The following is a 23,894-nucleotide window of genomic DNA, read 5'->3' on the forward strand; positions in this document are numbered from 1 at the left end:
AAGCGCCACGCAGGCTGGACCGGCTGGCGTGCCACGCATACCGTGCCGCCCCGCATCATCCGGGGAGGGGAAGCACCGCATGCCGATCATCTGGGGCCGCGCCAACAGCAGCAACGTCATGAAGCTGCTCTGGTTCTGCGCGGAGACGGGGCTGGATTACGAGCGGCGGGACGCCGGCGGCGCCTTCGGCGTGACGCGGGAGGCCGGCTACACCGCGAAGAACCCCATGTCCCTGGTGCCGACGCTGGAGGAGCCGGATGGCTGGGCGGTGTGGGAGAGCAACACCATCCTGCGCTACCTGGCCAGCACCACGCCGGGCGCGGCCGCCCTCTACCCGGACGCGCCACGCGCCCGCGCCGGCATCGAGCGCTGGATGGACTGGCAGCTCGCGCATCTCTCGAAGCCGATGACCACGCTGTTCTTCACCCATGTCCGCATCCCCGAGCCGGAGCGGGACTGGTCCGCCGCCGAGGCGGCGCGGCGGCAGGCGGCGGAGCTGTGGACCCTGCTGGACCGCCAGCTGGAGGGCCGCGCCTTCATCGAGGGCGACACCTTCACCCTGGCCGACATCGTGCTCGGCATCTTCGCGCATCGCTGGCACGCCCTGCCGATCGAGCGGCCGGAGCTGCTGGAGCTGCGCCGCTGGTACGGCACCCTGGCCGGGCGCCCCGGCTTCGCGCGGCACGTGATGGTGCCGATGACCTGAGGCGACCTGAGGCGCGCCGCCTGAAGCGTGGCGGCGTCGCGCAACCGCGTGACGCCGCCGCCGGCTTGCGCTACAGGAGGGGCCGCACCGCGCGCGAGAGTGGCGGAACGGTAGACGCAGACGACTCAAAATCGTCCGACCTCAGGTCATGCGGGTTCGAGTCCCGCCTCTCGCAATCAGGTTCTTCCCAGTCTCGGCGGTCCGGCCTCAGCGGTCTGTCAGGCGCAGCTCGATGCGGCGGTTGCGGGCCATCGCCTCGGCCGAATCGCCCTCGTCGATCGGCTGGTGCTCGCCGAAGGCGGTCGCCGCCACGCGGTTGGCCGGCAGGCCCTCGGCGATCAGCAGCTGCGCCACGGCGATGGCGCGCGCCGCCGACAGCTCCCAGTTGCTGGCGAAGCGCCCGCCGCGGATCGGGTTGCGGTCGGCATGGCCATCGACGCGCAGCACCCAGGGCAGGTCGGGCGGGAAGCGGCGGCTGACGTCGAGCAGCACCTGCGCCAGGGCGCGGAGCTGCTGCTGCCCGGCGCCGGACAGCTCGGCGCTGCCCACGGGGAAGAGCACCTCACTCTGGAACACGAAGCGGTCGCCGACGGTGCGGATCTCCGGGCGGTCGCCCAGTACCTCGCGCAGGCGGCCGAAGAAGTCGCTGCGGTAGCGCTGCAATTCCTCCACCCGCGCGGCGAGGGCGGCGTTCAGCCGCTGGCCGAGCTGGCTGATCTGCGCGTCCTTGTCGCGCCCCGACTGCTCCTCGGCATCCAGCAGCGCGGCGATGCGGGACAGTTCCGCGCGCAGCGTGGCGAGCTGCTGGGTCAGCAGCGCCACCTGGGCGCGCGCGCTCTCGGCCAGCCGGACATGCTCGCCGCTGGTGGCCTCGGCCTGCTGGCGGGCCTGGGCGGCCTGGGCGGCGGCGGCCTCGGCCTGCTGGCGGGCCTGGTTGGCCTGGGCGGCGGTGGCCTCGGCCTGCTGGCGTGCCTGGACGGCCTGGGCGGCGGTGGCCTCGGCCTGCTGGCGTGCCTGGTTGGCCTGGGCTGCGGTGGCCTCGGCCTGTTGGCGGGCCTGGTTGGCCTGGGCGGCGGTGGCTTCGGCCTGCTGGCGGGCGGCCTCGGCGGCGCGGGTGGCCGCCTCGGCGCGCTGGCGCTGCTGGGCCTGGCCGCGCGCAAGCTGTTCGGCGGCGCTGCGCGCGCGCTCCTCGGCGCCCGCCCGTGCCAGGGCCTCGGCGGCACGGCGTTCCAGCTCGTCGCGCAGCGCCGTCAGCTGCTGGATCTGCTGTGTCAGGCGGGCAAGATCGGCCAGCCTTGCCTCGATGGTGGCGCGGTCGGCCGCCACGGTGCGGTTGAGCGCCTCCATCTCCTGGCGCAGCGTGGCCACGGCCTGCTGCGTTTCCGCAAGCTGGCGGCGCGCCTCGGCCAGCTCGGCGGCGTTGCGGTTGCGTGCCTGCTCGGCGCCGCCGGCACGCGCCTGGGCCTCGGCCAGCTGGGCGCGGGTGGCCTCCAGCATGCCACGCTCGGTGGCCAGGGCACGGCGGGCCGCGGTCAGGTCGCGCAGCGTCTGCGCGGTGTTGCCGCCCATCGCCTCGGCGCGGGACAGCGCCTCGGCCAGCCGCTCCTCCAGGCTGGCGATGCGGCTGGCGGCGCCGCCGGCGGAAAGCTCCAGGTCGGCCAGCCGGGCGGCGAGGCGGTCGCGCTCGGCACGCAGCGCCTCACGGTCGGCCGTGCCGCGCTCGCGCTCGTCGCGCAGGCCGGAGAGCTGCGAGAGGGCGGCGTCGCGCGCCGTGGCGGCGAGGCGCAGCTCCTCGGTCAGCCGGCCGAGATTGGCGCGCAGCTCCTCGCCCTGGCCGCGCTCCAGCGCCAGCATCTCGGCCAGCTCGGCCACCTGCCGGTTCAGCCGGTCCAGCGCCTGGTCCCGCGAGGAGAGGGCGACGGAGAGGAAGCCCTGCGCCAGCACGAAGACCAGCAGCACGAAGATGATGACCATCAGCAGGGTGGAGAGCGCGTCCACATAGCCGGGCCAGGCGTTCATGCCCTCGCGCGGGCCGCGCCGTCCGAGCGCCATGGCCTTAGCGCCCGCCGCGCGGGAGGGTCGGAATCATCGCGGGCCTTCCTCGGCCAGGGCGGCGATGGTGCGGGCGAGGATCTTGATCTCGCCGCGGATCTCGGCGGTGGACTGGGCGCGGCCCTGGGCCAGGTCCTCCACCAGCCGGGCCATGTAGACCTCCAGGTTGCGCAGATGCGCGCGCGAGGCATCGTCCAGCGCCCCGTGCGTCTGCGCATGCGTCTGCGCCTCGGCCAGCCGCGCCAGGGTGGGGGCGAGGCCGGACTGCGCCTCGGCCATGCGCTGCATCAGCACCTGGTTGGCACGCATCTGCTCGGCCATGATCGAGAGCCGCTCGGTCAGGGTGTGCAGCGCCTGGGAGGAGGCGGCCCGGCTTTCCTCGCCGCGCGCCATGATGCGCTGCAGGTTCTCGAGGTTCTCGGCATTCTGCTCCAGCAGCGCCTGCACATAGGCGGGCACGGAGCCGCCCGCCTCGCCATCGCCGCCCAGCACGCCGGAGGAGAGGCGGGTGACGCCGGCCAGCCATTCCTCCAGCTCGGAGTAGAAGCGGCTCTGCGCCTGCCCGGCGGTGAGGTCGAGGAAGCCCAGCACCAGCGCGCCGGCAAGGCCCAGCATGGAGGAGGAGAACGCCACCCCCATGCCGGTGAGCGGCTGCGCCAGCCCCGATTTGAGCTGGTTGAACAGCTGGTTCAGGTCGCCCGAGCCCACCGACATCGAGTTGATGACATCGGCCACCGCGCCGATCGTCAGGATCAGGCCCCAGAAGGTGCCGAGCAGGCCGAGGAAGATCGACAGCCCCGTCATGTAGCGCGACAGCTCGCGGCTTTCGTCGAGGCGGGAGGCGATGCCGTCCAGCACGCTGCGCATGGCCGTGGCGGAGAGCGAGAGGCGCTCCCCGCGCCGCGCCGCGAACATCGAGGCCATCGGCGCCAGCAGGCGCGGCGCGGGGCGGTTGGCGCCGCCGGCGCCGGGGCGCGGGGCACGGAAGCCCTCCAGCCACTCCACCTCCGGCTTCAGCGCCAGCACCTGCCGGATGTTCCAGGCCACGCCGACCAGCAGCACCGCCAGGATGACGCCGTTCAGCAGCGGGTTGGCGGCGAAGGCGCGCGCCAGCTCGGCCGAGAGCAGCGCCGCCAGCGCCACGACCGCCGCCAGGAAGGCGAGCATTCGCAGCAGGTAGTGGGTTGGGCGGGTCATGGGCGGGCCTGGCTCTGGGTCTGTCGGTTGGCGCTGGGCGGCAGCAGCACGATGCTGTCGCGCGCCTCCTCGGTGCGGCCGAGGGGCCGGATGTCGATGCGGGTGCCGTCCAGCCCGGCGGCTTCCAGGATCTGGCGCAGCGCCAGGCCGTTGGCCAGCGAATCGCGCCGCGCGGCCGAGGCATCCTCGGCCGGGCCGGCCACCTGCGCCAGCAGGGTCACGCGCCCCTCGGTGCGCCCGGCCAGCCAGCGGCCGATCTCGGTGAGGGCGGCGCGGCTGGCGGCCTCGGGCCGGCCGCGCGCGGCCTCGCCATTCAGGCGCCAGCCGCCGCCGGCCAGGGCTTCCATGCCGCGCGGCAGGGCGATGGCCGGCTGCGGCAGGGCCTCGGCCGGCTGGGGCGGGCGGCTGAGGTCCGGCGGCTGGGGCGCGCTGGGGGGCGGATCGGCGGGCAGGGGCTGGGTGGCAGGCTGCTGAGTGGCAGGCTGCTGAGCCTGGGCCGGGCCCAACAGGGCGGGCTGCGCCAGGGCCAGCGGCACGGCCAGCAGCAGGAGGGGGCGGAGCAAGCGGAAGCGGGGGCGCATTGTATCGCGCAGCCTAGCCGACATCCTCGTGCAGGGGAAACGCGGCCGCGGGAGAAAGGGCATGGCCGCCCGGCCCGGCGCACGCCCGGCCGGTGCCGGAGAGAGGCCGCGGCCCATGGCGCCGCCCGCCCCCCCTGATCCGGGCTTCAGCCCTCGCCGCGGGCGCGGCCGACCAGGGCGATGCCTTCCTGCACCACCTCGCGCAGCTTCGGCTGCAGGTGCGGGTTGCCGGCCACCACATGGCCGTTGGCGTAGCAGTCGCCGCCCTCGGGATCGGTGGCGTAGCCGCCGGCTTCCTTCAGGATGACCAGCCCGGCGGCGATATCCCACTTCGCCATGCCCAGCTCCCAATAGCCCTCGTAGCGGCCGGCGGCGGTCCAGCAGAGGTCGAGCGCGGCGGCGCCCATGCGGCGGACGCCCGCCACCTGCGGCATCAGCCGGGCCAGGGTGGCGCTGAACTCCGCCTTGCGCTGCACCTTGGCGAAGGGGATGCCGGTGGCGAACACCGCGTGCAGCATGTCGCGCCGGCCGGAGACGCGCAGGCGGCGGTCGTTGAGGAAGGCGCCGTTGCCCTTCTCGGCCCAGAACAGCTCGTCGGCGGCGGGGTTGTAGACGACGCCGCCGACGACCTCGCTCGTGGTCTCGGTCAGCCGCTTCTCGATGCCGATGGACACCGCCCAGTGCGGGATGCCGTGCAGGAAGTTGGTGGTGCCGTCCAGCGGGTCGATCACCCAGCGCCATTCCCAGTCATTGCCGCCGCTCTCGCCCTGCTCCTCGCCGAGGAAGGCGAAGTTGGGGCGGGCGCGGCCGAGCTCGGCGCGCAGCGTCTCCTCGGCGCGGAGATCGGCCTGGGAGACGAAGTCCCCGGGGCCCTTCATGCTGACCTGCAGCTGCTCCACCTCGCCGAAATCGCGCAGCAGGCGGCGGCCCGCCTTCTGGGCGGCGGCCACGACGACGTTGAGGGCGGGGGAGAGGCGGGCGGATGCGGCCACGGCGGGGGGAACTCCGGCAAAACGGAAGGCGCTGCTCCGCGGAAGGGAGAGCCCTTCCGCGCCTCATCTGCCAGGGCAGGAGGCCCTGGCCCCGCCGACGGCCCCGGGCAGCAGGGGGCCGGCGGCGGGTGGCGGGCGATCAGCCCTTGGCGCGCTCGACGTAGGAGGCGTCCTCGGTCTTCACCACGATCTTCTCGCCGGCGGTGACGAAGGGCGGCACCATGGTCTTCACGCCGTTGGAGAGCACGGCCGGCTTGTAGGAGGAGGAGGCGGTCTGCCCCTTCACCACCGGGTCGGCCTCGGCCACCTCCAGCGTCACGGTCTGCGGCAGCTCCATGGCCACCGGGTCGCCCTCGATCAGCTTGACCGAGACCGTCATGTTCTCGGCCAGGAAGGGCAGGCGGTCGCCCAGGATCGCGCCGGGGACGATCGTCTGCTCGAAGGTCTCGGGGTCCATCAGCACGAGGTTCTCGCCATCGGCGTAGGAGTAGGTGAACTCCTTGTCCTCGGTCATCAGGCGCTCGACCGTGTCGGCGGTGCGCCAGCGGTCGTCCTTCTTGGTGCCGGTCTTGATGTCGCGCATCTCGACCTGGATGAAGGCGCCGCCCTTGCCCGGGGTGATGATCTGGATCTTCAGGACCGTCCAGCGCCGGCCCTCATACTCGATGACCTGACCGGGCCGCATCTGGTTGGCCTGCTGCTTCATGGGCTTGGCACCTGCTTCATCGGGCTGAAGGAACGAATGGGCAGGCGGCATGACCGCCACGGCCCGGGCGGCGGGCGTTTAACGCTCCGCGCGGCGGGAAGCAACCTTGGCGGCACGGCCCGCATGGCGCGGGCGGCCCTCATGCGGCGCCGGGGCCGCTCCTGCCCGGCGCGGCGGGGCGGGATGCCTCGGCCCGCAGGCAACGCAGCACCGCCTCGAACTCGGCCAGCAGCAGCGCCTGGCTTTCCTGCTCCGCGCCGGTCAGGACCGAAGCCAGTTCCCCCCGCACGTCGGCCAGGAAGGCGGCGGGGTCCTGCGCGTCGCCCATCATGTGCCGCAGGGCGCGCCGGATGGCGGAATGCAGCAGCTCGCGCTCCATCGCGGCGAGGGCGCGAAGATCCGCCGGCGCGGCCGGGGCGCAGGAAGGGCCGTCTGCCTGGCCGGGCGGTGGGCAGCTCCGGTCCGGGCAAGGCGGAGGCGAATCAGCGTCGTGCAAATCTCGACCCGTTCTTGCGCGGGGCACAGGAGCGATGCCGCCATGGCTGGCGCATAATTGTCATGCTGCAGATGCAGGTCTTTCCCGGAGCTCGCAAGAAGAATTTTCCGGCAGCCGGCAGGGCGAAACAATTGGTCCCGCGACAGCACGGGCGACACCCGAAAAACCGGCTCTAACAGAAAATGATAATATTCTTATTTCTCGTATTCATGGCGAAATAATAATCTCTCGTCGCCGGCAGGATAGATGGGCAAGAGGCGCCTGCACCTGCGGAAAACCCATGCCTCTGCCTTCCAGAACCACCCGGGAGACTGCGCCCCAGCGCATGGACACCGTCATCCGCTCCGTGGCGGAGGCGCAGGATGCCGCCTGGGCGACGGGCCAGATGCTGGCCGCCATGGTACTGTCCATGGTGGAGGCCGATCTGCGGGTGCTGGTCGAGCACAACCCCTGGCTGCGTGCGCAGGGCGCGGAGCCGCGGCCGGCGCCCGAGCGGCGCTGAGCCGCGCCGGCTCAGTGCGCCACGCGGCCGAACACCGCCGTGAGCAGCATGAACAGCGCGCCCCCCGCCAGGAAGCCCACCAGCGTCCCGTTCACCCGCACGAACTGCAGGTCGCGCCCGACGCGGAGCTCGATCTTCTCCACCACCGTCGCCGTGTCCCAGCGCGCCACCACGCCGGCGATGAAGTCGGCCAGCTGGCCCTGGGCGGCGCCCAGCGTGCCGCGCACCGCCTGCTGCGCCAGCGTGTTCACCCGCTCCCGCGCTGCCGGGTCCTCCTCCAGCAGGGTGCCGAGATTGGCGAACAGCCCTTCCATCATCGCCGCGGCGCGGCTGTCCGGGGCGGCGGCGTCGGCGGCCAGGCTGCGCTTGAGGCGGCCCCACACATCCATCAGCCAGGCCGCCACGGTGGGGTGGGAGGCCGCCTCGCGCAGCGCGCGGCCGATGGCGGCGGCGCGCTCCGGGTCGGTCTCCAGCTTCTCGATCTCGGTGTTCAGCCAGGCCTCGAAGGCGATCCGCAGCGTGCTGTCGCCCGGCTCCGTGCGGTCCAGCTCCTGGTTGATGGTGCCGAGGATGCGGCGGGCCACGGCGGCGCCGGCCAGCCAGCCCACCAGCGCGCCGCCCTCGGCCCGCACCCGCGCCTGGATGGCGGTGCGCAAATCGTCCTCCTTCGCCGCCAGCAGGGCCTTGAGCTGCTCCAGCGCCAGGCCGAACACCGCCTGGTGCTGGCCGCCCGCCATCAGCGCCCGCAGCATGCGGGCCAGCAGCCGCGCCGCGCCGGGGCCGGAGACCATGCGCGGCAGCAGCCGCTGGATCAGGCGGCGGGCGCGGCCATCCTCCACCGCGTTCAGCAGGGCGGGCAGGCTGGCGGCCAGCGCCTCGGCGGCGGGGCGGGCGGTCGCCGGGTCGGCCAGCACGCGGCGCAGCAGCCCAGCCACGTCCACCCGCGCCATCACCCGCTGCAACTCCGCCTCGGTGAAGACGTGGTTGGCCACGAAGCGCCCGAGGCCGCGTCCCAGCCGCGCCTTCTGGTTGGGGATGATGGCGGTGTGCGGGATGGGCAGGCCGAGCGGCCGGCGGAACAGCGCGGTGACGGCGAACCAGTCCGCCAGCCCGCCCACCAGCCCCGCCTTGGCCGAGGCCTGCAGCAGCTCCGCCCAGTAGCCGGGCGGCAGCTGGTAGGCGCCCAGCATCAGCGCCGCCATCAGCACCAGCAGGCCGGTGGCGAAGCGCCGGTGGCGGACGAGGTTGCGGCGCAGCTCGGCGTCGGGGTCCGGGAGGAGGGAGTCCGGGGGAAGGGAAGCCGGGGGAGGGGGCGAGGCAGGCATCCCGCCGAAGGTAGTGCGCCACACCCCCTGGCGGGAGGCGGCACGCCCGACAATACGCCGTGCCTGGCCACGATCCCCCGGTGTGCGGCTTGTCTGCGCCGGAGAAGATGTTATTTCATAACATATGGCGATGCTCCCCACCCTTCCACTGGCCGACCCCCTGGCCCTTTCCTCCGGCGCCCTGGCGCGCCTCGTGCTGGCGGCGCTGCTGCTGGCGCTGCTGTGGGGCGGCGTGTTCTGGGCCCTGGCGGCATGAGCGGCGTGGACGCGGCGGGCATCACCCTCACCGACCTGACGCTGACGCATGGGCGCCGGCCGGCGGTGCACCACATCTCCGGCCGCTTCGCGCCCGGCAGCCTGACCGCCATCGTCGGCCCCAATGGTGCCGGCAAGTCCACCCTGCTGCGCGCCATCGCCGGGCTGCACCCGGCGCGGGAGGGCGGGCTGCGCGCGCCGCGCCACGCCATCGCGCTGCTGCCGCAGGCCGCGGCGCTGGACCGCGCCTTTCCCATCTCCTGCCTCGACGTCGTGATGTTCGGCCACTGGTCGCGCGCCGGCGCCTTCCGCGCCCTGCGCCCGGCCGAGAAGCGCGCGGCGCGCGAGGCCCTCTCGGCGGTGGGTCTGGAGGGGTTCGAGGGGCGCCCGGTGGGCAGCCTCTCCACCGGCCAGTTCCAGCGCGTTCTGTTCGCCCGCCTGCTGGTGCAGGACGCGCCGGTGATCCTGCTGGACGAGCCGTTCAACGCCGTCGATTCCCGCACCGCGGCCGACCTGCTGGCGCTGGTGCACCGCTGGCATGGCGAGGGCCGCACCATCCTGGCCGTGCTGCACGACCTCGAGCTGGTGCGGCAGCAATTCCCGCGCACGCTGCTGCTGGCGCGCGAGCCCATCGCCTGGGGCCCGACCGCCGAGGTGCTGACCGCCGCCAACCGGCTGAAGGCCCGCATGATGTCCGAGGGCTGGGATGCCGACGCCGAGGCCTGCGGCCTGCCGCCGGACGCGCGCAGCGCCGCCTGATGAGCGGGCTTTCCCTCTACGGCCTGCCCCTCTACGACCTGCTGTGGGCGCCCTTCGCCGAGTTCGGCTTCCTGCGCCGGGCGCTGGTGGGCTGCCTGGCCCTGTCGCTGGCGGCGCCGCCGCTCGGCGTGTTCCTGGTGCTGCGGCGGATGAGCCTGACGGCCGACGTGCTGGCGCATGGCATCCTGCCCGGCATCGCCGCCGGCTTCCTGGTGGCGGGGCTCTCCGTCACCGCCATGTCGGTGGGCGGGCTGGTGGCGGGGCTGGTGGTGGCGGTGGGGGCGGGGGCCATCTCCCGCGCCACCGGCGGGCGGGAGGATGCGGCGCTGGCCGCGCTCTACCTGCTGGCGCTGGCGCTTGGCGTCACGCTCATCTCCACCCGCGCCGGCTCGGTGGAGCTGTCCCACCTGCTGTTCGGCAGCGTGCTGGGGGTGGACGACCCGGCGCTGTTCATGATGGCCGGCATCTCCAGCCTGACGCTGCTGGCGCTGGCCTTCGCCTGGCGGCCGCTGGTGCTGGAATGCTTCGACCCCGGCTTCGCCGCCGCCGCGAGGGCGCGGGGCGGGCTGTGGCACCTGCTGTTCCTGGTGCTGGTGGTGCTGAACGTGCTGGCCGCTTTCCAGGCGCTGGGCACGCTGATGGCGGTCGGGCTGATGATGCTGCCCGCCGTGGCCTCCCGCCACTGGGGCCGCAGCGTCGGCGGCATGGCCTACGCGGCGGTGGGCATCGCGCTCGCCGCCAGCCTCAGCGGGCTGCTGCTCTCCTACCACCTCGACCTGCCGACGGGGCCGTCCATCGTGCTGGTGGCGGGTGGCGTCTGGGTGCTGTCCGCCCTGGCCGGGCCGGTGGACGGCATCCTGCCCCGGCTGCTGCGCCGGCCGCACCTGACGGGCTGAGCCGCCCGCCTCAAAACAGGAAGAGGCTGCCCAGCGTGCCCACCAGCGCCAGGCTCAGCCCGTAGCCGAGCAGCGCCATCAGCCCGTCATTGGAGACCAGCGCCAGGGCGAAGACGCTGATCACGCCCGCCACGATGCTGGTGGTGAAGGGCACCATCTCCATGGGCGGCATCAGCAGCGCCAGCAGCAGGCAGGCAAGCGCGATGATGTGGGTGCCCACCCCCTGCGTCAGCGCCACGAGGCGCGGCTTCAGCACGCGGTCGATGATCCGCGCCGGCGGCCGCAGGAAGCCCAGCGCCTGGTGCACGCGGCGGCAGGGCACGCTGCGTCCGGTCACGGCGCGCGGCACCCAGAATTCGCGCCGGCCCAGCAGCATCTGCCCGCAGATCGCCACGATGATCACCGTCATCACCGTGGGCAGGAAGATGATGCCGGAGAGCGGCGAGACCACGATGATCGCCGGCAGCAGCAGCAGCGCACCGAAGGAGCGCTGGCCGATCTGGTTCAGGATCGCCTGGCCGGAGACGGTCTCGGCATTGGCGCAGGCCTCCTCGATGCAGTCGAGCAGCCCGCCGAGGTTGCAGGGGGGCGGCTGCGGCACGGTGGGGCGCCGCCGCATCGTGCCCTGGAAGGCGCGGGCGATCAGGTCGCGGCTGAGGCCACGCCGGGCCTGGGACGGGCCGTCGCCGTCCCCGGCCGCCACCTCTCGCCGCATCCACACACCCATGCCACGCTTTCTCCCATCCGATTCGAGAAGGACCTGCCCATGAACGAGACGAACACGCCCATCCGCCGGCTGGCGGAGGAGGAACGCCTCTGCGGTGCCACCGTTGCCAATGGCTTCGTCTTCCTGGCCGGCCAGGTGGCCGACGACGCCTCGCTCGACGCCGAGGGGCAGACGGCCGACATCCTGGCGCAGATCGACGCGCTGCTGGCCGAGGCGGGCACCGACAAGCGCGCCCTGCTGCAGGTGAACATCGTGCTGGCCGACATCGCCGACGCCCCCGCCATGAACCGCGCCTGGGACCGCTGGCTGGACCGCGGGCACAAGCCGGCGCGCATGACCATCCAGGGCGCGCTGGTGGATCCGCGCTGGAAGGTGGAGATCACCGGCGTGGCCCTGGCGCCACGCTGACGGCCGGACCGCGCCCGGCGGCAGGTGGCGCTTGCGCGTCAATCGCGGAAATGTGAACGTCCCCGCCGTACCGATGGCCGGGGAGCGGCTGGGGCGGAAACCGGGGCCATGCTGCCATCGCGCGGCCCCGCTTCCGCCGCAATCCCCGGCCAGCCTTGGCTTCCGCTGACAGAGAATCACCCCATGCCTGTTCCGGCCGGCCCCGTTTCCGCCTCTGCCCCCTCCGGGGGACGCGCCGATTTCTGGCGGGGCCGGCGCGTGCTGGTCACCGGGGGCGCGGGCTTCCTCGGCAGCGGGCTGTGCCACGCCCTGTGCCGGCTCGGCGCCGAGGTGACGGCGCTGGACGCGCTGCTGCCCGAGGGTGGCGCCAACCGCGCCAACCTGGCGGAGAGCGGCGTCCGGCTGGTCGAGGCCGACCTGCGCGAGGCCGACCTCGCCCCGCATGTCGCGGGCATCGACGTGCTGTTCAACATGGCGGCCCAGACCAGCCATGCCGGCAGCATGGCCGACCCCTTCACCGACCTCGCCATCAACGCCACGGCGCAGCTGCGGTTGATCGCGGCGCTGCGCGCAGGAGCGCCCAAGGCCACCGTGGTGCACGCCTCCACCCGCCAGTTCTACGGACGCCCGCACTACCTGCCGGTGGACGAGAAGCACCCCATCAACCCGCCCGACGCCAACGGCGTCTCCAAGCTGGCCGGCGAGCAGTACTGGCTGATGGAGGGCCGCGTGCAGGGCCGCCCCGTCGTCTCGCTGCGGCTGACCAATTGCTACGGCCCGCGGCTGCGGGTGAAGGATGCGCGGCAGACCTTCCTCGGCATCTGGTTCCGCCGCCTGCTGGAGGGCGAGCCCTTCGAGGTTTGGGGCGGCGCCCAGCTGCGCGACCTCGCCTATCTGGACGACGTGGTGGCGGCCTTCCTGGCGGCGGCCGAGACCCCCGCCTGCGCCGGCCGCGCCTTCAACCTCGGCGGCGCCAGCCCGGTCTCCCTCACCGAGCTGGCCGAGGCCGCCATCGCCGCCAATGGCGGCGAGGGCCGCTACGTGACGCGGGAATTCCCCGCCGAGCGCGCCTCCATCGACATCGGCAGCTTCCATGCCGACGACACGAGCTTCCGCAGCGCGACCGGATGGGCCCCGGCCGTGACCCTGCCGGAGGGGCTGCGCCGCAGCCTCGACTGGTTCCGCCCGCGTCTCAACGATTACCTCTGACTGGCGATACGCTCCAAGGAGAAGGGCAGATGGACATGCCCGTGATCACCGTTCCGCAGGCCGACCCGGGCGCCGCCTACCGCGCCCATCAGCCGGCGATCGACGCGGCGCTCTCGCGCGCGCTCAGCTCCGGCTGGTACATCCTGGGCGCCGAATGCGCCGCCTTCGAGCGGGAATTCGCCGAATGGGCGGGGCTCTCCCGCGCCGTGGGCTGCGCCAACGGCACCGATGCGCTGATGCTGATCCTGCGCGGCCTCGGCATCGGGCCCGGCATGACGGTGGCGACCGTCTCGCACACCGCCGTCGCCACCGTGGCGGCGATCGAGATGGTCGGCGCCACGCCGCTGCTGCTCGATATCGACCCCGACACCTTCACCATGGACCCGGATGAGCTGGCCGCCGTGCTGGAGGACCCGCCGCCGGGCCTGCCGCCGATCCGCGCCGTCATCCCGGTGCATCTCTACGGCCAGGGCTGCGACATGGCCCGTATCATGACCGCCTGCCGCGCGGCGGGCGTGCATGTCATCGAGGATTGCGCCCAGGCGCATGGCGCGATGCAGGCGGGCCGCATGCTCGGCACCTTCGGCGACGCCGCGGCCTACAGCCTCTACCCGACCAAGAACCTGGCCGCGCTGGGCGATGCCGGCATTCTCGCCACGCCGGACGAGGCGCTGGCCGAGCGCATCGCCGCCATCCGGCAATATGGCTGGAAGCACCGCTACCTCTCGGACAGCGTCGGCGTGAACAGCCGGCTGGACGAGATCCAGGCCGCCGTGCTGCGGGTGCGGCTGCCGCTGCTGGCGGCCAGCAATGCCCGCCGGCAGAGCATCGCCGCCGCCTATGACGCGGCGCTGGCCGGCACCGCGCTGGCGCCGCCCTTCCGCCGGGCGGGGGATATCCATGTGTTCCACCAGTATGTGGTGCGCAGCCCGGAGCGCGACGAGCTGGCGGCGCGGCTGCGTGCCCAGGGCGTCGCCACCGGCATCCACTATCCGGTGCCAGTGCACCAGCAGGAGGCCTACCGCGGCCGCACACCCACCGGCCCGGCCGGCTGCGCCGAGACGGAGGTGGCCAGCCGCGAGGTGCTCAGCCTGCCGATCTACCCCGAACTGACCGACGCCCAGGTGGAGACGGTCTGCGCCGCCCTGCGCGTCGCCGCCGGCTGAAGCCCGGCGGCCCGGGAAGGGGAGGGGTGCGGGGGAGGCCATTCCTCCGCGCCGGGCGGGCGCGCTATACAGCGCGCCTTCGCTCACCCTGGTGGATAACAACCTCCCGATGCTGCGACTGACCGAACTGAAGCTGCCGCTCGACCATGCGCCGGAGGCGCTGCGCGAGGCCGCGCTGGCGCGCCTCGGCATTCCCGATTCCGACCTGCTGCACCTGCACGTCTTCCGCCGCGGCTACGACGCGCGCCGGAAGAGCGCCATCCACCTCATCTACACGCTGGACCTGCTGCTGCGGGACGAGGCCGCGCTGCTGCGCCGCTTCGCCGCCGACCCGCATGTGAACCCGACGCCCGACATGCGCTACCGCTTCGTCGGCCACGCGCCGGCGGGGTTCACGCGCCGGCCGGTGGTGGTCGGCGCCGGGCCCTGCGGGCTGCTGGCCGGGCTGGTGCTGGCGCAGATGGGCTTCCGCCCCATCATCCTGGAGCGCGGCAAGGTGGTGCGGGAGCGCACCAAGGACACCTGGGGCCTGTGGCGGCGCGGCGTGCTGCACCCGGAATCCAACGTGCAGTTCGGCGAGGGCGGCGCCGGCACCTTCTCCGACGGCAAGCTCTACAGCCAGATCAAGGACCCGCTGCACCATGGCCGCAAGGTGCTGGAGGAGTTCGTCAAGGCCGGCGCGCCGGAGGAGATCCTGCACGTCTCCAAGCCGCATATCGGCACCTTCCGCCTGGTGACGATGGTGGAGAGCATGCGCCGGACCATCGAGGAGCTTGGCGGCGAGTACCGCTTCGAGAGCCGCGTCACCGACCTGCTGATCGACACCGCGCCGGACGGCAGCCGCGCCATGCGCGGCGTGGCGCTGGCCGATGGCAGCGTCATCGAGGCGGACCACGTGGTGCTGGCGGTGGGCCACAGCGCGCGCGACACCTTCGACCTGCTGGCCGCGCGCGGCGTCTATATCGAGGCCAAGCCCTTCTCCATCGGCTTCCGCATCGAGCACCCGCAGGGGATGATCGACCGCTGCCGCTTCGGCGAGCACGCCGGCAACAAGACTCTGGGCGCGGCCGACTACAAGCTGGTGCACCATTGCGCCAATGGCCGCTCGGTCTACAGCTTCTGCATGTGCCCAGGGGGCACGGTGGTGGCGGCGGCCTCCGAGCCGGGCCGTGTCGTCACCAACGGCATGAGCCAGTATTCGCGGGCCGAGCGCAACGCCAACGCCGCCATCGTCGTCGGCATCACGCCGGAGGACTACCCGGGCGGGCCGCTCGCCGGCATCGCGCTGCAGCGCCGGCTGGAGGAGGCCGCCTTCCACGCCGGCGGCGCCGACTACCGGGCGCCGGCCCAGACGGTGGGTGACTTCCTGGCCGGCCGCCCCTCCACCACGCTGGGCGAGGTCATCCCCTCCTACAAGCCGGGCGTGACGCCGACCGACCTCGCCGCCTGCCTGCCCGACTATGCCATCGCCGCCATCCGCGAGGCGCTGCCCGCCTTCGACCGGCAGATCCGCGGCTATGCCCGGCCGGACGCGGTGATGACGGGGGTGGAGACGCGCACCTCCTCGCCCGTGCGGGTGAAGCGCGGCGCCGACGGCCACAGCCTGAACACGCGCGGCCTGTTCCCGGCCGGCGAGGGGGCGGGCTATGCCGGCGGCATCCTCTCGGCGGGCGTGGACGGCATCAAGACCGCCGAGGCGGTGGCGCGCAGCCTCCTGGGGGTGGAACCCGCCGCGCGCGCAGCCTGAGGTTGTGGCCTGAAAATCAACATGAATTTTTGGTCACGCTGTCGCTTTGTGGCAGCCCTTGCCGCAATCTCACCGGAATGCGAGCCCATCCTGAGAAATGGGCCGCTGGGCTGGTTCGAGGGGGATTCGCGTGAGTCACAGCCTTCCGGGAGCGCCGCATAACCTCGCTCCCGTCCGCCGCCGGCTGCGTCCCGAGACGCGGCTGACGGTGCTGAGCCTGGGTGTCGTCGGCGTCACGCTGGCGGTGGTGCTGTTCACCCTGCTGCGCGCGCCGATGAAGGACGATGTCGCCTGGCTGCTCTGGGTGGCGCGGCAATGGCTGCGCGGGCAGGAGCTGTATGTCGACCTCGTCGAGGTCAACCCGCCGCTGATCATCTGGCTCAGCGCCGTGCCGGTCATGATCGCCGACGCGCTGGGGCTGACGGCCAAGCAGGTGGCGCTGCCGATGGTGGCGGCGGGCGCGCTGCTCTCCGCCTGGGCCAGCGCGCGCTGGCTGCGCGGCACATCGCCGGTGTTCGAGCGGCCGCCCGCCACCTTCGCGGCCATCTCCTGCGTGCTGCTGGCCATGCCGGGGGTGGAGTTCGCGCAGCGCGAGCACCTGCTGGTCATCGCCGTGCTGCCGCACCTGGCGCTGCTGATCCGCGCGCTGGAGGGGCTGCCCGTCTCGCCCCGCGCCCTCATCGGCAGCGGCGTGCTGGCCGGGCTCGGCTGCGCGCTGAAGCCGCGCTACCTGCTCGGCCTTGCCGCCATCGAACTGGCCGGCTGGCTGCATCGCGGCTTCCGCATCCGCATCGCCCCGGTCATCGCCTTCCTGGCGGCGGTGCTCTATGTCATCAGCATCCTGGTGCTGGAGCCGGCCTTCATCCAGCGCGCCGTGCCGCTGGCCGTCACCCTCTATGGCGGCACCGATACCGGGCTGTGGCAGCTCGTGCAGGAATCCTGGCTGCTGCTGCTGGGCCTCGGCACCGCCGCGCTGCTGACGCTGTGCACGCCGCGCGGCACGCCCGCCTCCGGCATCATGTTGGTGCTGACGGCCTTCGCCGCCGCCGCCACCATCGCCATGTTCCTCGACGGCAAGAACTGGTTCTACCACCGCATCCCGGCGATGATGACGGTGGTCTTCGCCCTGCTGTTCTGGTGCGCCGAGGCCGCCCGCCAGCAGGCCCGGCCGATCCGCTGGCGCGCCGCGCTGATGGGGCTGGCGATGGTGCCGCTGGCCCTCTACGTGCAGAAGACCTCCCACCGCCTCTACGAGCGCGTGGTGCTGGCCGTCGAGCCCGACCTCTCCACCGAGGTGCGGCTGGAGAAGCTGATCAAGCGCGAGAAGGTGCGCAGCTACGTGGCCTTCTCGGAGTGGATCGGCCTCGGCTTCCCGGTGCTGAACGACACCAACGTCACCTGGGCCTCGCGCTTCGACTCGATGTGGGCGCTGCGCGGCGAGCTGTGGCGCGCCCGGCAGGACGGGCAGGCGCCGGCCGAATGGCCGATCCGCCACTGGGTGGTGCAGGACTTCATGGAAGGCTGCCCCGATCTCGTGGTGGTGGACCGCCGCGGCGAGGCGATGAACTACCCGGCCATCCTCTCCCAGGCCAATCCGGGCTTCGCCGCCGTCTGGGCGCGCTACCGGCAGATCGGCGTGGTGGACGGGCTGCAGGTCTATCGCCGGCAGGGCGAGGGCTGCGGCCAGCAGGCGGGGCTGGGCTGAGAAGGCGCCGGGGGAGAGCTGCCCCCCCGGCGCGGACCTGCTCAGAGCCCGGCGGCGTCCAGCTTCAGGATGGCGCGGGCCAGGGCCTGGGCGCGCGGCACCAGGGAGGCCACCTCCAGGTATTCCTCCGGGCTGTGCGCCTTGCCGCCCACCGGGCCCACGGCGCAGAGCGTCGGCGCGCCCATGGCGGCGGTGAAGCCGCTGTCGGCGCAGCCGCCGGCGAACTCGCCCTCGGTGGCGAAGCCGCTCTCCGCCGCCGCCGCCTGGTAGGCCGCCAGAACCGCCTCGGTGCCGGGGTTCTTCGCCAGCGGCAGGAACTCGCCCTTGATCGTCAGCCGCGCCTTCGTGCCGGGCAGGAAGCTCCGCTCCACGATGGCGTGGATGCGGCCCATCACCTCGTCGCGGTCCTCGGGGTGGACGTAGCGCAGATCGATCTGCCCCTGCGCCCAGGGCGCCACGGTGTTCACGCTCTGCCCGCCGGAGACGAGGCCGACATTCAGCGTGATGCCGCGCGGCAGGTCGGTCAGCGCGTGCAGCGCCTGCACCTTGCGCGCCAGCTCCTCGATGGCGCTGATGCCCGCCTCGAAATTGGCGCCCGAATGCGCCGCCTTGCCCTCGATGTCGAGCACCATGAACACGCCGCCCTTGCGGCCCGTGACCACATTGCCGGTGGGCCGCCCCGGCTCGCTGTTGAACACCACGCGCGCCGCCCGCGCCTCGCGCTCGATCACCGGCCGGCCCTCGGGCGAGCCGATCTCCTCATCCCCGGTGAACAGCCCGACCAGCGGCCCCGGCGCGCCGCCGCAGGCCTGGAAGGCGGCGAGGACGAACATGTTCTGCACCAGCCCCGCCTTCATGTCGGCGACACCCGGCCCGGTGGCGATGCCGCCCTCCACCCGGAAGGGCCGGCGCTGCGGCTCGCCCTTGGGGAAGACGGTGTCGCGGTGGCCCATCAGCACGATGTTGCGGCGCGCATTGCCGCTGCCGGCCGTGGCCTCGCCGCCCTCGACCAGGGCGCGCAGGCAGTCGCCATGCTGCGCGCCCGGCACCGTCTCCACGCGGATGCCGTGGCGGGCGCAGAAATCGGCGATGCGCGCGCCCACCGCATCGACGCCGGCCTTGTCGTAGCTGCCGCCATCCGTGTTCACCATCGCCTCCAGCTCGGCCAGCATCTCGGGCTGCCGCGCGGCGAGCCAGGCGGCGATCTTGTCCTCGGTGGCGCTCATGTGCCTCTCCATTCTCCTGTCCGGGGGAGCAGGGTGGCGAAATTGACGCCGCGCGTGAAGCCCGCCCCTGGACGAGCCCCGTGGGCCGGCGCATGGCCGACCTTCCCGAGGCTTCCCTGGACGGGACCCGCTCCGGCTGTCATGTGGGGCGAAGCCAGGCACGGATCCGGCCGGCTGTTCGCAGGACAGGGTTGGGCATGGTCCCGGGCACGCCACGGAGCGGCCCCGGACCGTTACCCGCCGCGCCCGGCTTGTCGCGGGGTTATTGAAGCATGAAGCAATCGGGGGCGATGTGAGGATTTACAGCGAGCCTGGGCAGGACATGACGGCGGGGCTCCAGCGGCCGCGCTCCCCGCAGCCGGAGGCGATGCCTGGCGTGGTGCGTCCCGCGCTCCAGGCGGCGCCCTCCTCCCCGCCGCCCGCCACGCCCGGCAAACCGGCCGGCGAGGCGGGGGAGGAAGGCTGGCCGGAAGGCAGCACCGTGCTGGTGGTCGAGGACGACCTGCTGATCCGCATGAACCTGGCGCAGATGATCGAGATCCTCGGCTTCAGCCCGGCCGAGGCGGGGCGGGCGGAGGAGGCGCTGGATTGGCTGCGGTCCAATCCGGCCCCAGCGCTGATGCTCACCGATCTCAGCCTGCCGGGGATGGATGGCATGGCGCTGGCGGTGGAGGCGCGCAACATCCATCCGCGCCTGCCGGTGCTGCTGGTGACCGGCCACAACGAGGCCTCGGTGAAGGTGCCGCCCGAGCTGCGGCCGGGCCTGGGCTTCCTCGGCAAGCCCTTCGCCATGCGGCAGCTGGAAGAGGCGGTGCGCGCCCTCTGGCGCCAGAGGGTGGCGCAGTAAGGGAGGGGAAGGCTCAGCCTTCTCCCACCAGCCGGGCGTAGAGGGCCGGGTCGGTCGCGCCCTCGGTGCCGAACAGCAGCACGCGGCTGCCGCCATCCAGCCCCAGCGCGGCCCGCGCGGCGGGGTCGGCGGACGCCAGCAGCAGCCCGGCCAGCCCCGCCACGGCGCTCTCGCCCGCGGTGATGGGCGGGTCGCGGCGGGCCAGCAGGCGCATCACGTCCACCGCGCTGTCGTCCGAGACGGCCATGAAGGCGAAGGCGGCGCGCTCCAGCTCCTGCCAGGCCAGCAGGCTCGGCTCGCCACAGGCCAGGCCGGCCATCAGCGTGTCCAGCTCGCCGGGCACGGCCACAGCGTGCCCGGCCTCGGCACTGGCCAGCAGGCAGGCGGCGCGCTCCGGCTCCACCACGACGAGGCGTGGCGCCTCCCCGAAGCGGGCGCGAAGCTGCACCGAGACGGCGGCCGCCACGCCGCCGACGCCGCCCTGGATGAACACATGGCTGGGCGGCGCGGGCAGGGCGGCGAGGGCCTCCTCGGCCATCAGCCGGTAGCCCTGCATCACGTCGCGCGGCACCTCGGTGTAGCCGGGCCAGGAAGTGTCGGAGACGACGAACCAGCCCTCCCGCTCCGCCACGGAAGCGGCCTCGCGCACGGCGTCGTCGTAATGGCCCGGCACCACGCGGATCTCGGCGCCATAGGCGGCGATGGCATCCCGCCGCCCCTGGCTGACATGCTCGTGCACGAAGATGACGCAGCGCGCCCCGAAGCGCCGCGCGCCCCAGGCGACCGAGCGGCCATGGTTGCCATCCGTCGCGCAGGTGACGGTGATGGCGGCGGTGGCCTCGGCGTGGCGCCCGCCGATCAGATCGGCCACGCTCGCGGCCTGTGCCACGCCGCGCCGCGCCAGCTCGGCCACCAGCAGCCGGGCCACGGCATAGGCCCCGCCCAGCGCCTTGAAGCTGCCCAGGCCGAAGCGCGGCCCCTCATCCTTGTAGTGCAGCGCCGCCACGCCAGCGGCCGCAGCCAGATCGGGCAGGGTGTGCAGCGGCGTCTCGGCATGGCCGGGCCAGGAGCGGATCTCGGCGGCGGCGCGGCGGAAGCCGCTCTCGGGCAGGATCACCACGCCGGGCGTGCCGTGGCGCGGATTGGGGAGGAGGCGGAAGGGGCGGGCGGGGATCATGCCCCCAGAGTGCGGAAACGCCGCCGCCGAAGGAAGGGCGGGGGAAGGAATTCCCCCGCGCCCCCATCTTTTTTCCGCCGGTTCAGAGGGCCGACTGGTCCTTGCACCACTGCGCCAACTCGGCATGGGTGGCGAACCACACGCCCTCATGGCCCTTGATGTGCTCGATCACCCGCTCCAGCAGCGTGATGCGGCTGCGGTGGCCGATGACATGCGGGTGCATGGTCAGCAGGAAGGTGCCGCCCTCGGCATAGGCGCCGTCGAACTCCGCCTTGAAGATCTCCTCCACCGCCGAGGGCGGCGTGTAGGGGCGCAGGCCGGAGAAGCGGACCATGTTGAAATAGACCGCGTCGTCGCGGATCCACTCGGGCGGCAGCTCGACGATGCCGGTGGGCTCGCCATCCGCCATCAGCTCGTAGGGCTCGTCATCGGCCATCAGCGAGGAATCGTAGAGCAGCCCCATCTCGCGGATGATCGACATGGTGTCGACCGAGAAGTCCCAGCTCGCGGTGCGGATGCCGACGGGGCGGGTGCCGGAGACCTTCTCCAGCGTCTCGGCGGCGCGCAGCGTCAGCTCGCGCTCCATGCCGGGCGGCAGGGTGGTGTTGGCCTCGTGGATCCAGGAATGGATGCCGATCTCATGCCCGGCCTCGGCCACGCCGCGCACCTCCTCCGGGTGCAGCAGGGCGGAGACGGCGGGGTAGAAGAAGCTGGCCTTGATACCCTGCCGCTCCAGCAGGCGCCGGATGCGCGGCACGCCCTGGCGCGCGCCGTACTGGCCCTGGCTGATGCGCATCGGGCTTTCGTCGGAGTCGCGCAGCGGGATGGTCTCGTGGTCGGCGTCGAAGGAAAGCGCCACGGCGCAGCGCGCGCCATTCGGCCAGGATCTCGGCGCCAGGCTGCGGCCGCCATAGGCGCGGCCGACGATCCTGCGCCAATGCTCCTCGGGCCATTCCCAGGGTTTCTGCGGGTTTTCGGATGCGCTCATGGCGGGGCTCCTGCGCGTGTGGCCGGCCGATCCTGCGCCGCCCCGCGCCCGCCGCAAACCCCCCTCCCGGATGCCTGCCACCCCGGCCGCTGGCGCGCGGCGCCCGGCCGGGGCAATCTGCGCCATCCTGCCGGCGCGCCCCGTGCCCGGTCCTGCCTTACCGACCACAGCGGAATCCAGCATGTCCGATACCGATCCGGCCCTGATGTCGGCCGAGCAGCTCCTCGCCCTCTATGCCCGCCGCCGCCTCTCGCCGGTGGAGGCGTTGCAGGCGGTGATGGAGCGGGTGGCGCGCTACAACCCCTGGGTCAACGCCTTCGCCATGCTGAACCCGCGCGCCCTGGCCCAGGCCGGCGAGTCGGAGGCGCGCTGGTCCGCCGGCCGCCCGATGGGGCCGCTGGACGGCGTGCCGGTGACGGTGAAGGACCTGCTGAACGTGCAGGGCATGCCGACCCGCCGCGGCAGCAAGACCACCGACGCCACCCCCGCCACGGAGGACGCGCCGGCCGTCATCGGGCTGAAGGCGGCGGGCGCCGTCATTTTCGGCAAGACCACCACCACCGAGTTCGGCTGGAAGACGCCGGGCGACTGCCCGCTGCACGGCATCAGCCGCAACGCCTGGAACCCGCAGCGCACGGTGGGCGGCTCCTCCTCCGGCGCGGGCGCGGCGGGGGCGGCGGGCTTCGGCCCGATGCATATCGGCACCGATGCCGGCGGCTCCATCCGCATCCCCGCCGCCTATTGCGGGCTGGTGGGGATGAAGCCGAGCTATGGCCGCATCCCGCAATGGCCGCACAGCGCCTTCGGCCAGGTCTCCTGCGCCGGGCCGATGACGCGCAGCGTGCGCGACGCGGCGCTGATGATGTCCGCCATGGCCATCCCCGACCTGCGCGACCCCTTCTGCGTGCAGGAGGAGCCGCGCGACTGGCGCGCCGGCATCGAGGACGGCGTGGCCGGGCTGCGCGTGGCCGTGGTGCGCAGGCTCGGCTACGCGCCGCCGATCGACGCCGAGGGCGAGGCGGCGGTGCTGGCCGCCGCCCGCGTGCTGTCCGAGCACGGCGCCATCGTCGAGGATGCCGACCCCGAGCTGCCGGATACGCGCCACATCTTCGGCCGCGTCTGGGGCGTGGCGCTGGCGCGGCTGGTCAACACCATGGCCCCCGAGAAGCGCGCCCTGCTGGACAAGGGCCTCGAAGAAGTGGCCGAGCGCGAGGGCGGCATGTCCGCCATCGACTTCCTCGGCGCCGAGGCGATGCGCACCGAGGCGGCGCACGCCATGGCGCGCTTCCACCTGAAATACGACCTGGTGCTCTGCCCCACCACGCCGACCGCCGCCTTCGACGCCGACGCGCCCACCATCAAGCCCACCGAGGCGCTGTGGCGCGACTGGGCGCCCTGGACCTTCGCCTTCAACCTGACCCGCCAGCCCGCCATCACCGTGCCCTTCGGCCTGGACGAGGAGGGGATGCCGCGCGGCGTGCAGCTCGCCGCCGCGCAGCTGCGCGACGATCTCTGCTTCCGTGCCGCCCGGGTGCTCGAGCGCGCCGTGGCGGTGCCGGTGGCGCGGCCGGAGGCGCAGGGGAACGGGGCTTCCTGCGCGAACCACCACCACCATTGAGCGGATCTTGGCTTTCCCGCCGTGCCCTGGCGCCGCTGCTGGCGCTGCCGGGGGCGGCGGCCCTGGCGGGGTGCAGCCCGGCGGCGCTGGTCAACGCGCTGGTGCCCTCGGGCGGCTTCACGCGGCGGCGGGACATCGCCTTCGGTAGCCTGCCGCGCCAGCGCCTCGACCTCTACGAGCCCGCCGAGCCGGCGCCGGGCGCGCCGCTGGTGGTGTTCTTCTATGGCGGTGGCTTCCGCAGCGGCGCGAAGGCCGATTACGTCTTCGTCGCCGAGGCGCTGGCCGGGCTTGGCTGCCCCGTCGCCATCCCCGACTACCGGCTGATGCCGGAGGGGCCGTGGCCGCTCTTCCTGGAGGATGGCGCGGCGGCGGTCGCCTGGCTGCGGCAGGCGCCGGTGGCGGCGGGGCGGCGGCTGGTGCTGATGGGGCATTCGGCCGGCGCCTTCATCGCCATCGCCCTGGCCACCGATCCGCGCTGGCTGGGGCCGGGCGGGCGGGAGGCCCTGGCCGGCGCCATCGGCCTCGCCGGGCCTTACGACTTCCAGCCGGACTCGCCGCTGCTGCGCGCCGCCTTCGCCGCGGCGCCGGGGGGCCGCGCCACGGCGGCCC

The 23,894-nt window shown here is 73.3% G+C and carries 24 protein-coding genes and 1 tRNA gene; 14 read left to right on the forward strand and 11 right to left on the reverse strand.

Annotated features, from left to right (window positions below; genetic code table 11):
• Positions 1 to 79: 79 nt before the first annotated feature.
• The gene (locus ACFOY6_RS16105) at positions 80 to 706 is read left to right on the forward strand and encodes a glutathione S-transferase family protein (RefSeq protein ID WP_379634807.1); all 627 of its coding nucleotides are present in this window, start codon (positions 80 to 82) and stop codon (positions 704 to 706) included.
• A gap of 93 nt (positions 707 to 799) precedes the next feature.
• Positions 800 to 881, forward strand: a tRNA-Leu gene (locus ACFOY6_RS16110).
• A gap of 32 nt (positions 882 to 913) precedes the next feature.
• Here the strand turns inward: ACFOY6_RS16110 and ACFOY6_RS16115 are convergent.
• The 6 genes from ACFOY6_RS16115 to ACFOY6_RS16140 form a co-directional block, all read right to left on the reverse strand.
• Positions 914 to 2,758, reverse strand: coding sequence for a peptidoglycan -binding protein (locus ACFOY6_RS16115; protein ID WP_379651663.1), 1,845 nt, complete (start codon positions 2,756 to 2,758; stop codon positions 914 to 916).
• A 33-nt stretch (positions 2,759 to 2,791) separates the two neighbouring features.
• A complete protein-coding gene (locus ACFOY6_RS16120) occupies positions 2,792 to 3,955 on the reverse strand; it encodes a MotA/TolQ/ExbB proton channel family protein (RefSeq protein WP_379634803.1) in 1,164 nt (387 codons plus the stop codon).
• Positions 3,952 to 4,518 (reverse strand): hypothetical protein, encoded by a 567-nt coding sequence (locus ACFOY6_RS16125; protein ID WP_379651664.1) that lies wholly within the window; start codon positions 4,516 to 4,518, stop codon positions 3,952 to 3,954. The genes ACFOY6_RS16120 and ACFOY6_RS16125 overlap by 4 nt, the downstream gene beginning before the upstream one ends.
• A gap of 164 nt (positions 4,519 to 4,682) precedes the next feature.
• Positions 4,683 to 5,528 (reverse strand): inositol monophosphatase family protein, encoded by an 846-nt coding sequence (locus ACFOY6_RS16130; RefSeq protein WP_379634801.1) that lies wholly within the window; start codon positions 5,526 to 5,528, stop codon positions 4,683 to 4,685.
• 139 nt (positions 5,529 to 5,667) lie between these two features.
• Positions 5,668 to 6,234, reverse strand: coding sequence for an elongation factor P (gene efp / locus ACFOY6_RS16135; protein WP_109515163.1), 567 nt, complete (start codon positions 6,232 to 6,234; stop codon positions 5,668 to 5,670).
• 139 nt (positions 6,235 to 6,373) lie between these two features.
• Complete coding sequence (locus ACFOY6_RS16140; RefSeq protein ID WP_379651665.1) at positions 6,374 to 6,613, reverse strand: hypothetical protein; 240 nt, start codon at positions 6,611 to 6,613, stop codon at positions 6,374 to 6,376.
• Positions 6,614 to 7,055: 442 nt separating this feature from the next.
• Between ACFOY6_RS16140 and ACFOY6_RS16145 the strand changes: the two genes are divergently transcribed.
• Positions 7,056 to 7,232 (forward strand): hypothetical protein, encoded by a 177-nt coding sequence (locus ACFOY6_RS16145; protein ID WP_181377958.1) that lies wholly within the window; start codon positions 7,056 to 7,058, stop codon positions 7,230 to 7,232.
• An 11-nt stretch (positions 7,233 to 7,243) separates the two neighbouring features.
• Here ACFOY6_RS16145 and ACFOY6_RS16150 read toward each other — a convergent pair whose 3' ends face one another.
• The gene (locus tag ACFOY6_RS16150) at positions 7,244 to 8,557 is read right to left on the reverse strand and encodes a DUF445 domain-containing protein (RefSeq protein WP_379651666.1); all 1,314 of its coding nucleotides are present in this window, start codon (positions 8,555 to 8,557) and stop codon (positions 7,244 to 7,246) included.
• A gap of 130 nt (positions 8,558 to 8,687) precedes the next feature.
• On the opposite strand from ACFOY6_RS16150, the gene ACFOY6_RS16155 reads away from it, so the two are divergent.
• The 3 genes from ACFOY6_RS16155 to ACFOY6_RS16165 are packed head-to-tail and all read left to right on the forward strand — an operon-like array spanning position 8,688 to position 10,467.
• Positions 8,688 to 8,813: a hypothetical protein gene (locus ACFOY6_RS16155; RefSeq protein ID WP_281262088.1), complete on the forward strand. Its 126-nt coding sequence runs from the start codon at positions 8,688 to 8,690 to the stop codon at positions 8,811 to 8,813.
• Positions 8,810 to 9,571: a metal ABC transporter ATP-binding protein gene (locus tag ACFOY6_RS16160; RefSeq protein WP_109515166.1), complete on the forward strand. Its 762-nt coding sequence runs from the start codon at positions 8,810 to 8,812 to the stop codon at positions 9,569 to 9,571. Before ACFOY6_RS16155 ends, ACFOY6_RS16160 begins: the two co-directional genes overlap by 4 nt.
• A complete protein-coding gene (locus ACFOY6_RS16165; protein WP_109515167.1) occupies positions 9,571 to 10,467 on the forward strand; it encodes a metal ABC transporter permease in 897 nt (298 codons plus the stop codon). Before ACFOY6_RS16160 ends, ACFOY6_RS16165 begins: the two co-directional genes overlap by 1 nt.
• Positions 10,468 to 10,477: 10 nt before the next feature.
• Here the strand turns inward: ACFOY6_RS16165 and ACFOY6_RS16170 are convergent, their stop codons facing one another.
• Entirely contained in the window at positions 10,478 to 11,194 is a 717-nt protein-coding gene (locus tag ACFOY6_RS16170; RefSeq protein WP_109515168.1) for an exopolysaccharide biosynthesis protein, read from the reverse strand.
• 39 nt (positions 11,195 to 11,233) lie between these two features.
• Between ACFOY6_RS16170 and ACFOY6_RS16175 the strand changes: the two genes are divergently transcribed.
• The 5 genes from ACFOY6_RS16175 to ACFOY6_RS16195 all read left to right on the forward strand — a co-directional run bounded on the left by ACFOY6_RS16175 (position 11,234) and on the right by ACFOY6_RS16195 (position 17,429).
• On the forward strand, positions 11,234 to 11,602 hold the full coding sequence (locus ACFOY6_RS16175; protein ID WP_109515169.1) for a RidA family protein: 369 nt from the start codon (positions 11,234 to 11,236) through the stop codon (positions 11,600 to 11,602).
• A gap of 258 nt (positions 11,603 to 11,860) precedes the next feature.
• Complete coding sequence (locus tag ACFOY6_RS16180; protein WP_456316732.1) at positions 11,861 to 12,811, forward strand: NAD-dependent epimerase/dehydratase family protein; 951 nt, start codon at positions 11,861 to 11,863, stop codon at positions 12,809 to 12,811.
• A gap of 29 nt (positions 12,812 to 12,840) precedes the next feature.
• Positions 12,841 to 13,977: a DegT/DnrJ/EryC1/StrS family aminotransferase gene (locus ACFOY6_RS16185; RefSeq protein WP_109515171.1), complete on the forward strand. Its 1,137-nt coding sequence runs from the start codon at positions 12,841 to 12,843 to the stop codon at positions 13,975 to 13,977.
• A gap of 109 nt (positions 13,978 to 14,086) precedes the next feature.
• The gene (locus tag ACFOY6_RS16190; protein WP_379651667.1) at positions 14,087 to 15,724 is read left to right on the forward strand and encodes an NAD(P)/FAD-dependent oxidoreductase; all 1,638 of its coding nucleotides are present in this window, start codon (positions 14,087 to 14,089) and stop codon (positions 15,722 to 15,724) included.
• 130 nt (positions 15,725 to 15,854) lie between these two features.
• Positions 15,855 to 17,429: a hypothetical protein gene (locus tag ACFOY6_RS16195; RefSeq protein WP_109515173.1), complete on the forward strand. Its 1,575-nt coding sequence runs from the start codon at positions 15,855 to 15,857 to the stop codon at positions 17,427 to 17,429.
• Positions 17,430 to 17,470: 41 nt separating this feature from the next.
• On the opposite strand, the gene ACFOY6_RS16200 is transcribed toward ACFOY6_RS16195, so the two are convergent.
• Complete coding sequence (locus ACFOY6_RS16200; protein ID WP_379634778.1) at positions 17,471 to 18,655, reverse strand: M20 family metallopeptidase; 1,185 nt, start codon at positions 18,653 to 18,655, stop codon at positions 17,471 to 17,473.
• 376 nt (positions 18,656 to 19,031) lie between these two features.
• On the opposite strand from ACFOY6_RS16200, the gene ACFOY6_RS16205 reads away from it, so the two are divergent.
• Positions 19,032 to 19,502: a response regulator gene (locus ACFOY6_RS16205; protein ID WP_181377959.1), complete on the forward strand. Its 471-nt coding sequence runs from the start codon at positions 19,032 to 19,034 to the stop codon at positions 19,500 to 19,502.
• A gap of 13 nt (positions 19,503 to 19,515) precedes the next feature.
• On the opposite strand, the gene ACFOY6_RS16210 is transcribed toward ACFOY6_RS16205, so the two are convergent.
• Together ACFOY6_RS16210 and ACFOY6_RS16215 are read right to left on the reverse strand one after the other, a co-directional pair.
• Complete coding sequence (locus ACFOY6_RS16210) at positions 19,516 to 20,679, reverse strand: diaminopropionate ammonia-lyase (RefSeq protein ID WP_379651668.1); 1,164 nt, start codon at positions 20,677 to 20,679, stop codon at positions 19,516 to 19,518.
• Between the two features lie 82 nt (positions 20,680 to 20,761).
• Positions 20,762 to 21,667 (reverse strand): polysaccharide deacetylase family protein, encoded by a 906-nt coding sequence (locus tag ACFOY6_RS16215; RefSeq protein ID WP_109515177.1) that lies wholly within the window; start codon positions 21,665 to 21,667, stop codon positions 20,762 to 20,764.
• Between the two features lie 181 nt (positions 21,668 to 21,848).
• Here ACFOY6_RS16215 and ACFOY6_RS16220 point away from each other — a divergent pair, with 181 nt between their 5' ends.
• Entirely contained in the window at positions 21,849 to 23,285 is a 1,437-nt protein-coding gene (locus ACFOY6_RS16220; protein WP_379651669.1) for an amidase, read from the forward strand.
• Positions 23,282 to 23,894, forward strand: a 613-nt coding sequence (locus ACFOY6_RS16225) for an alpha/beta hydrolase (RefSeq protein ID WP_379651670.1), incomplete at its 3' end; no start/stop codon positions are given. The genes ACFOY6_RS16220 and ACFOY6_RS16225, both read left to right, overlap by 4 nt.

It is taken from the genome of Teichococcus aestuarii (assembly GCF_042651065.1).
Taxonomy (GTDB): domain Bacteria; phylum Pseudomonadota; class Alphaproteobacteria; order Acetobacterales; family Acetobacteraceae; genus Pseudoroseomonas; species Pseudoroseomonas aestuarii.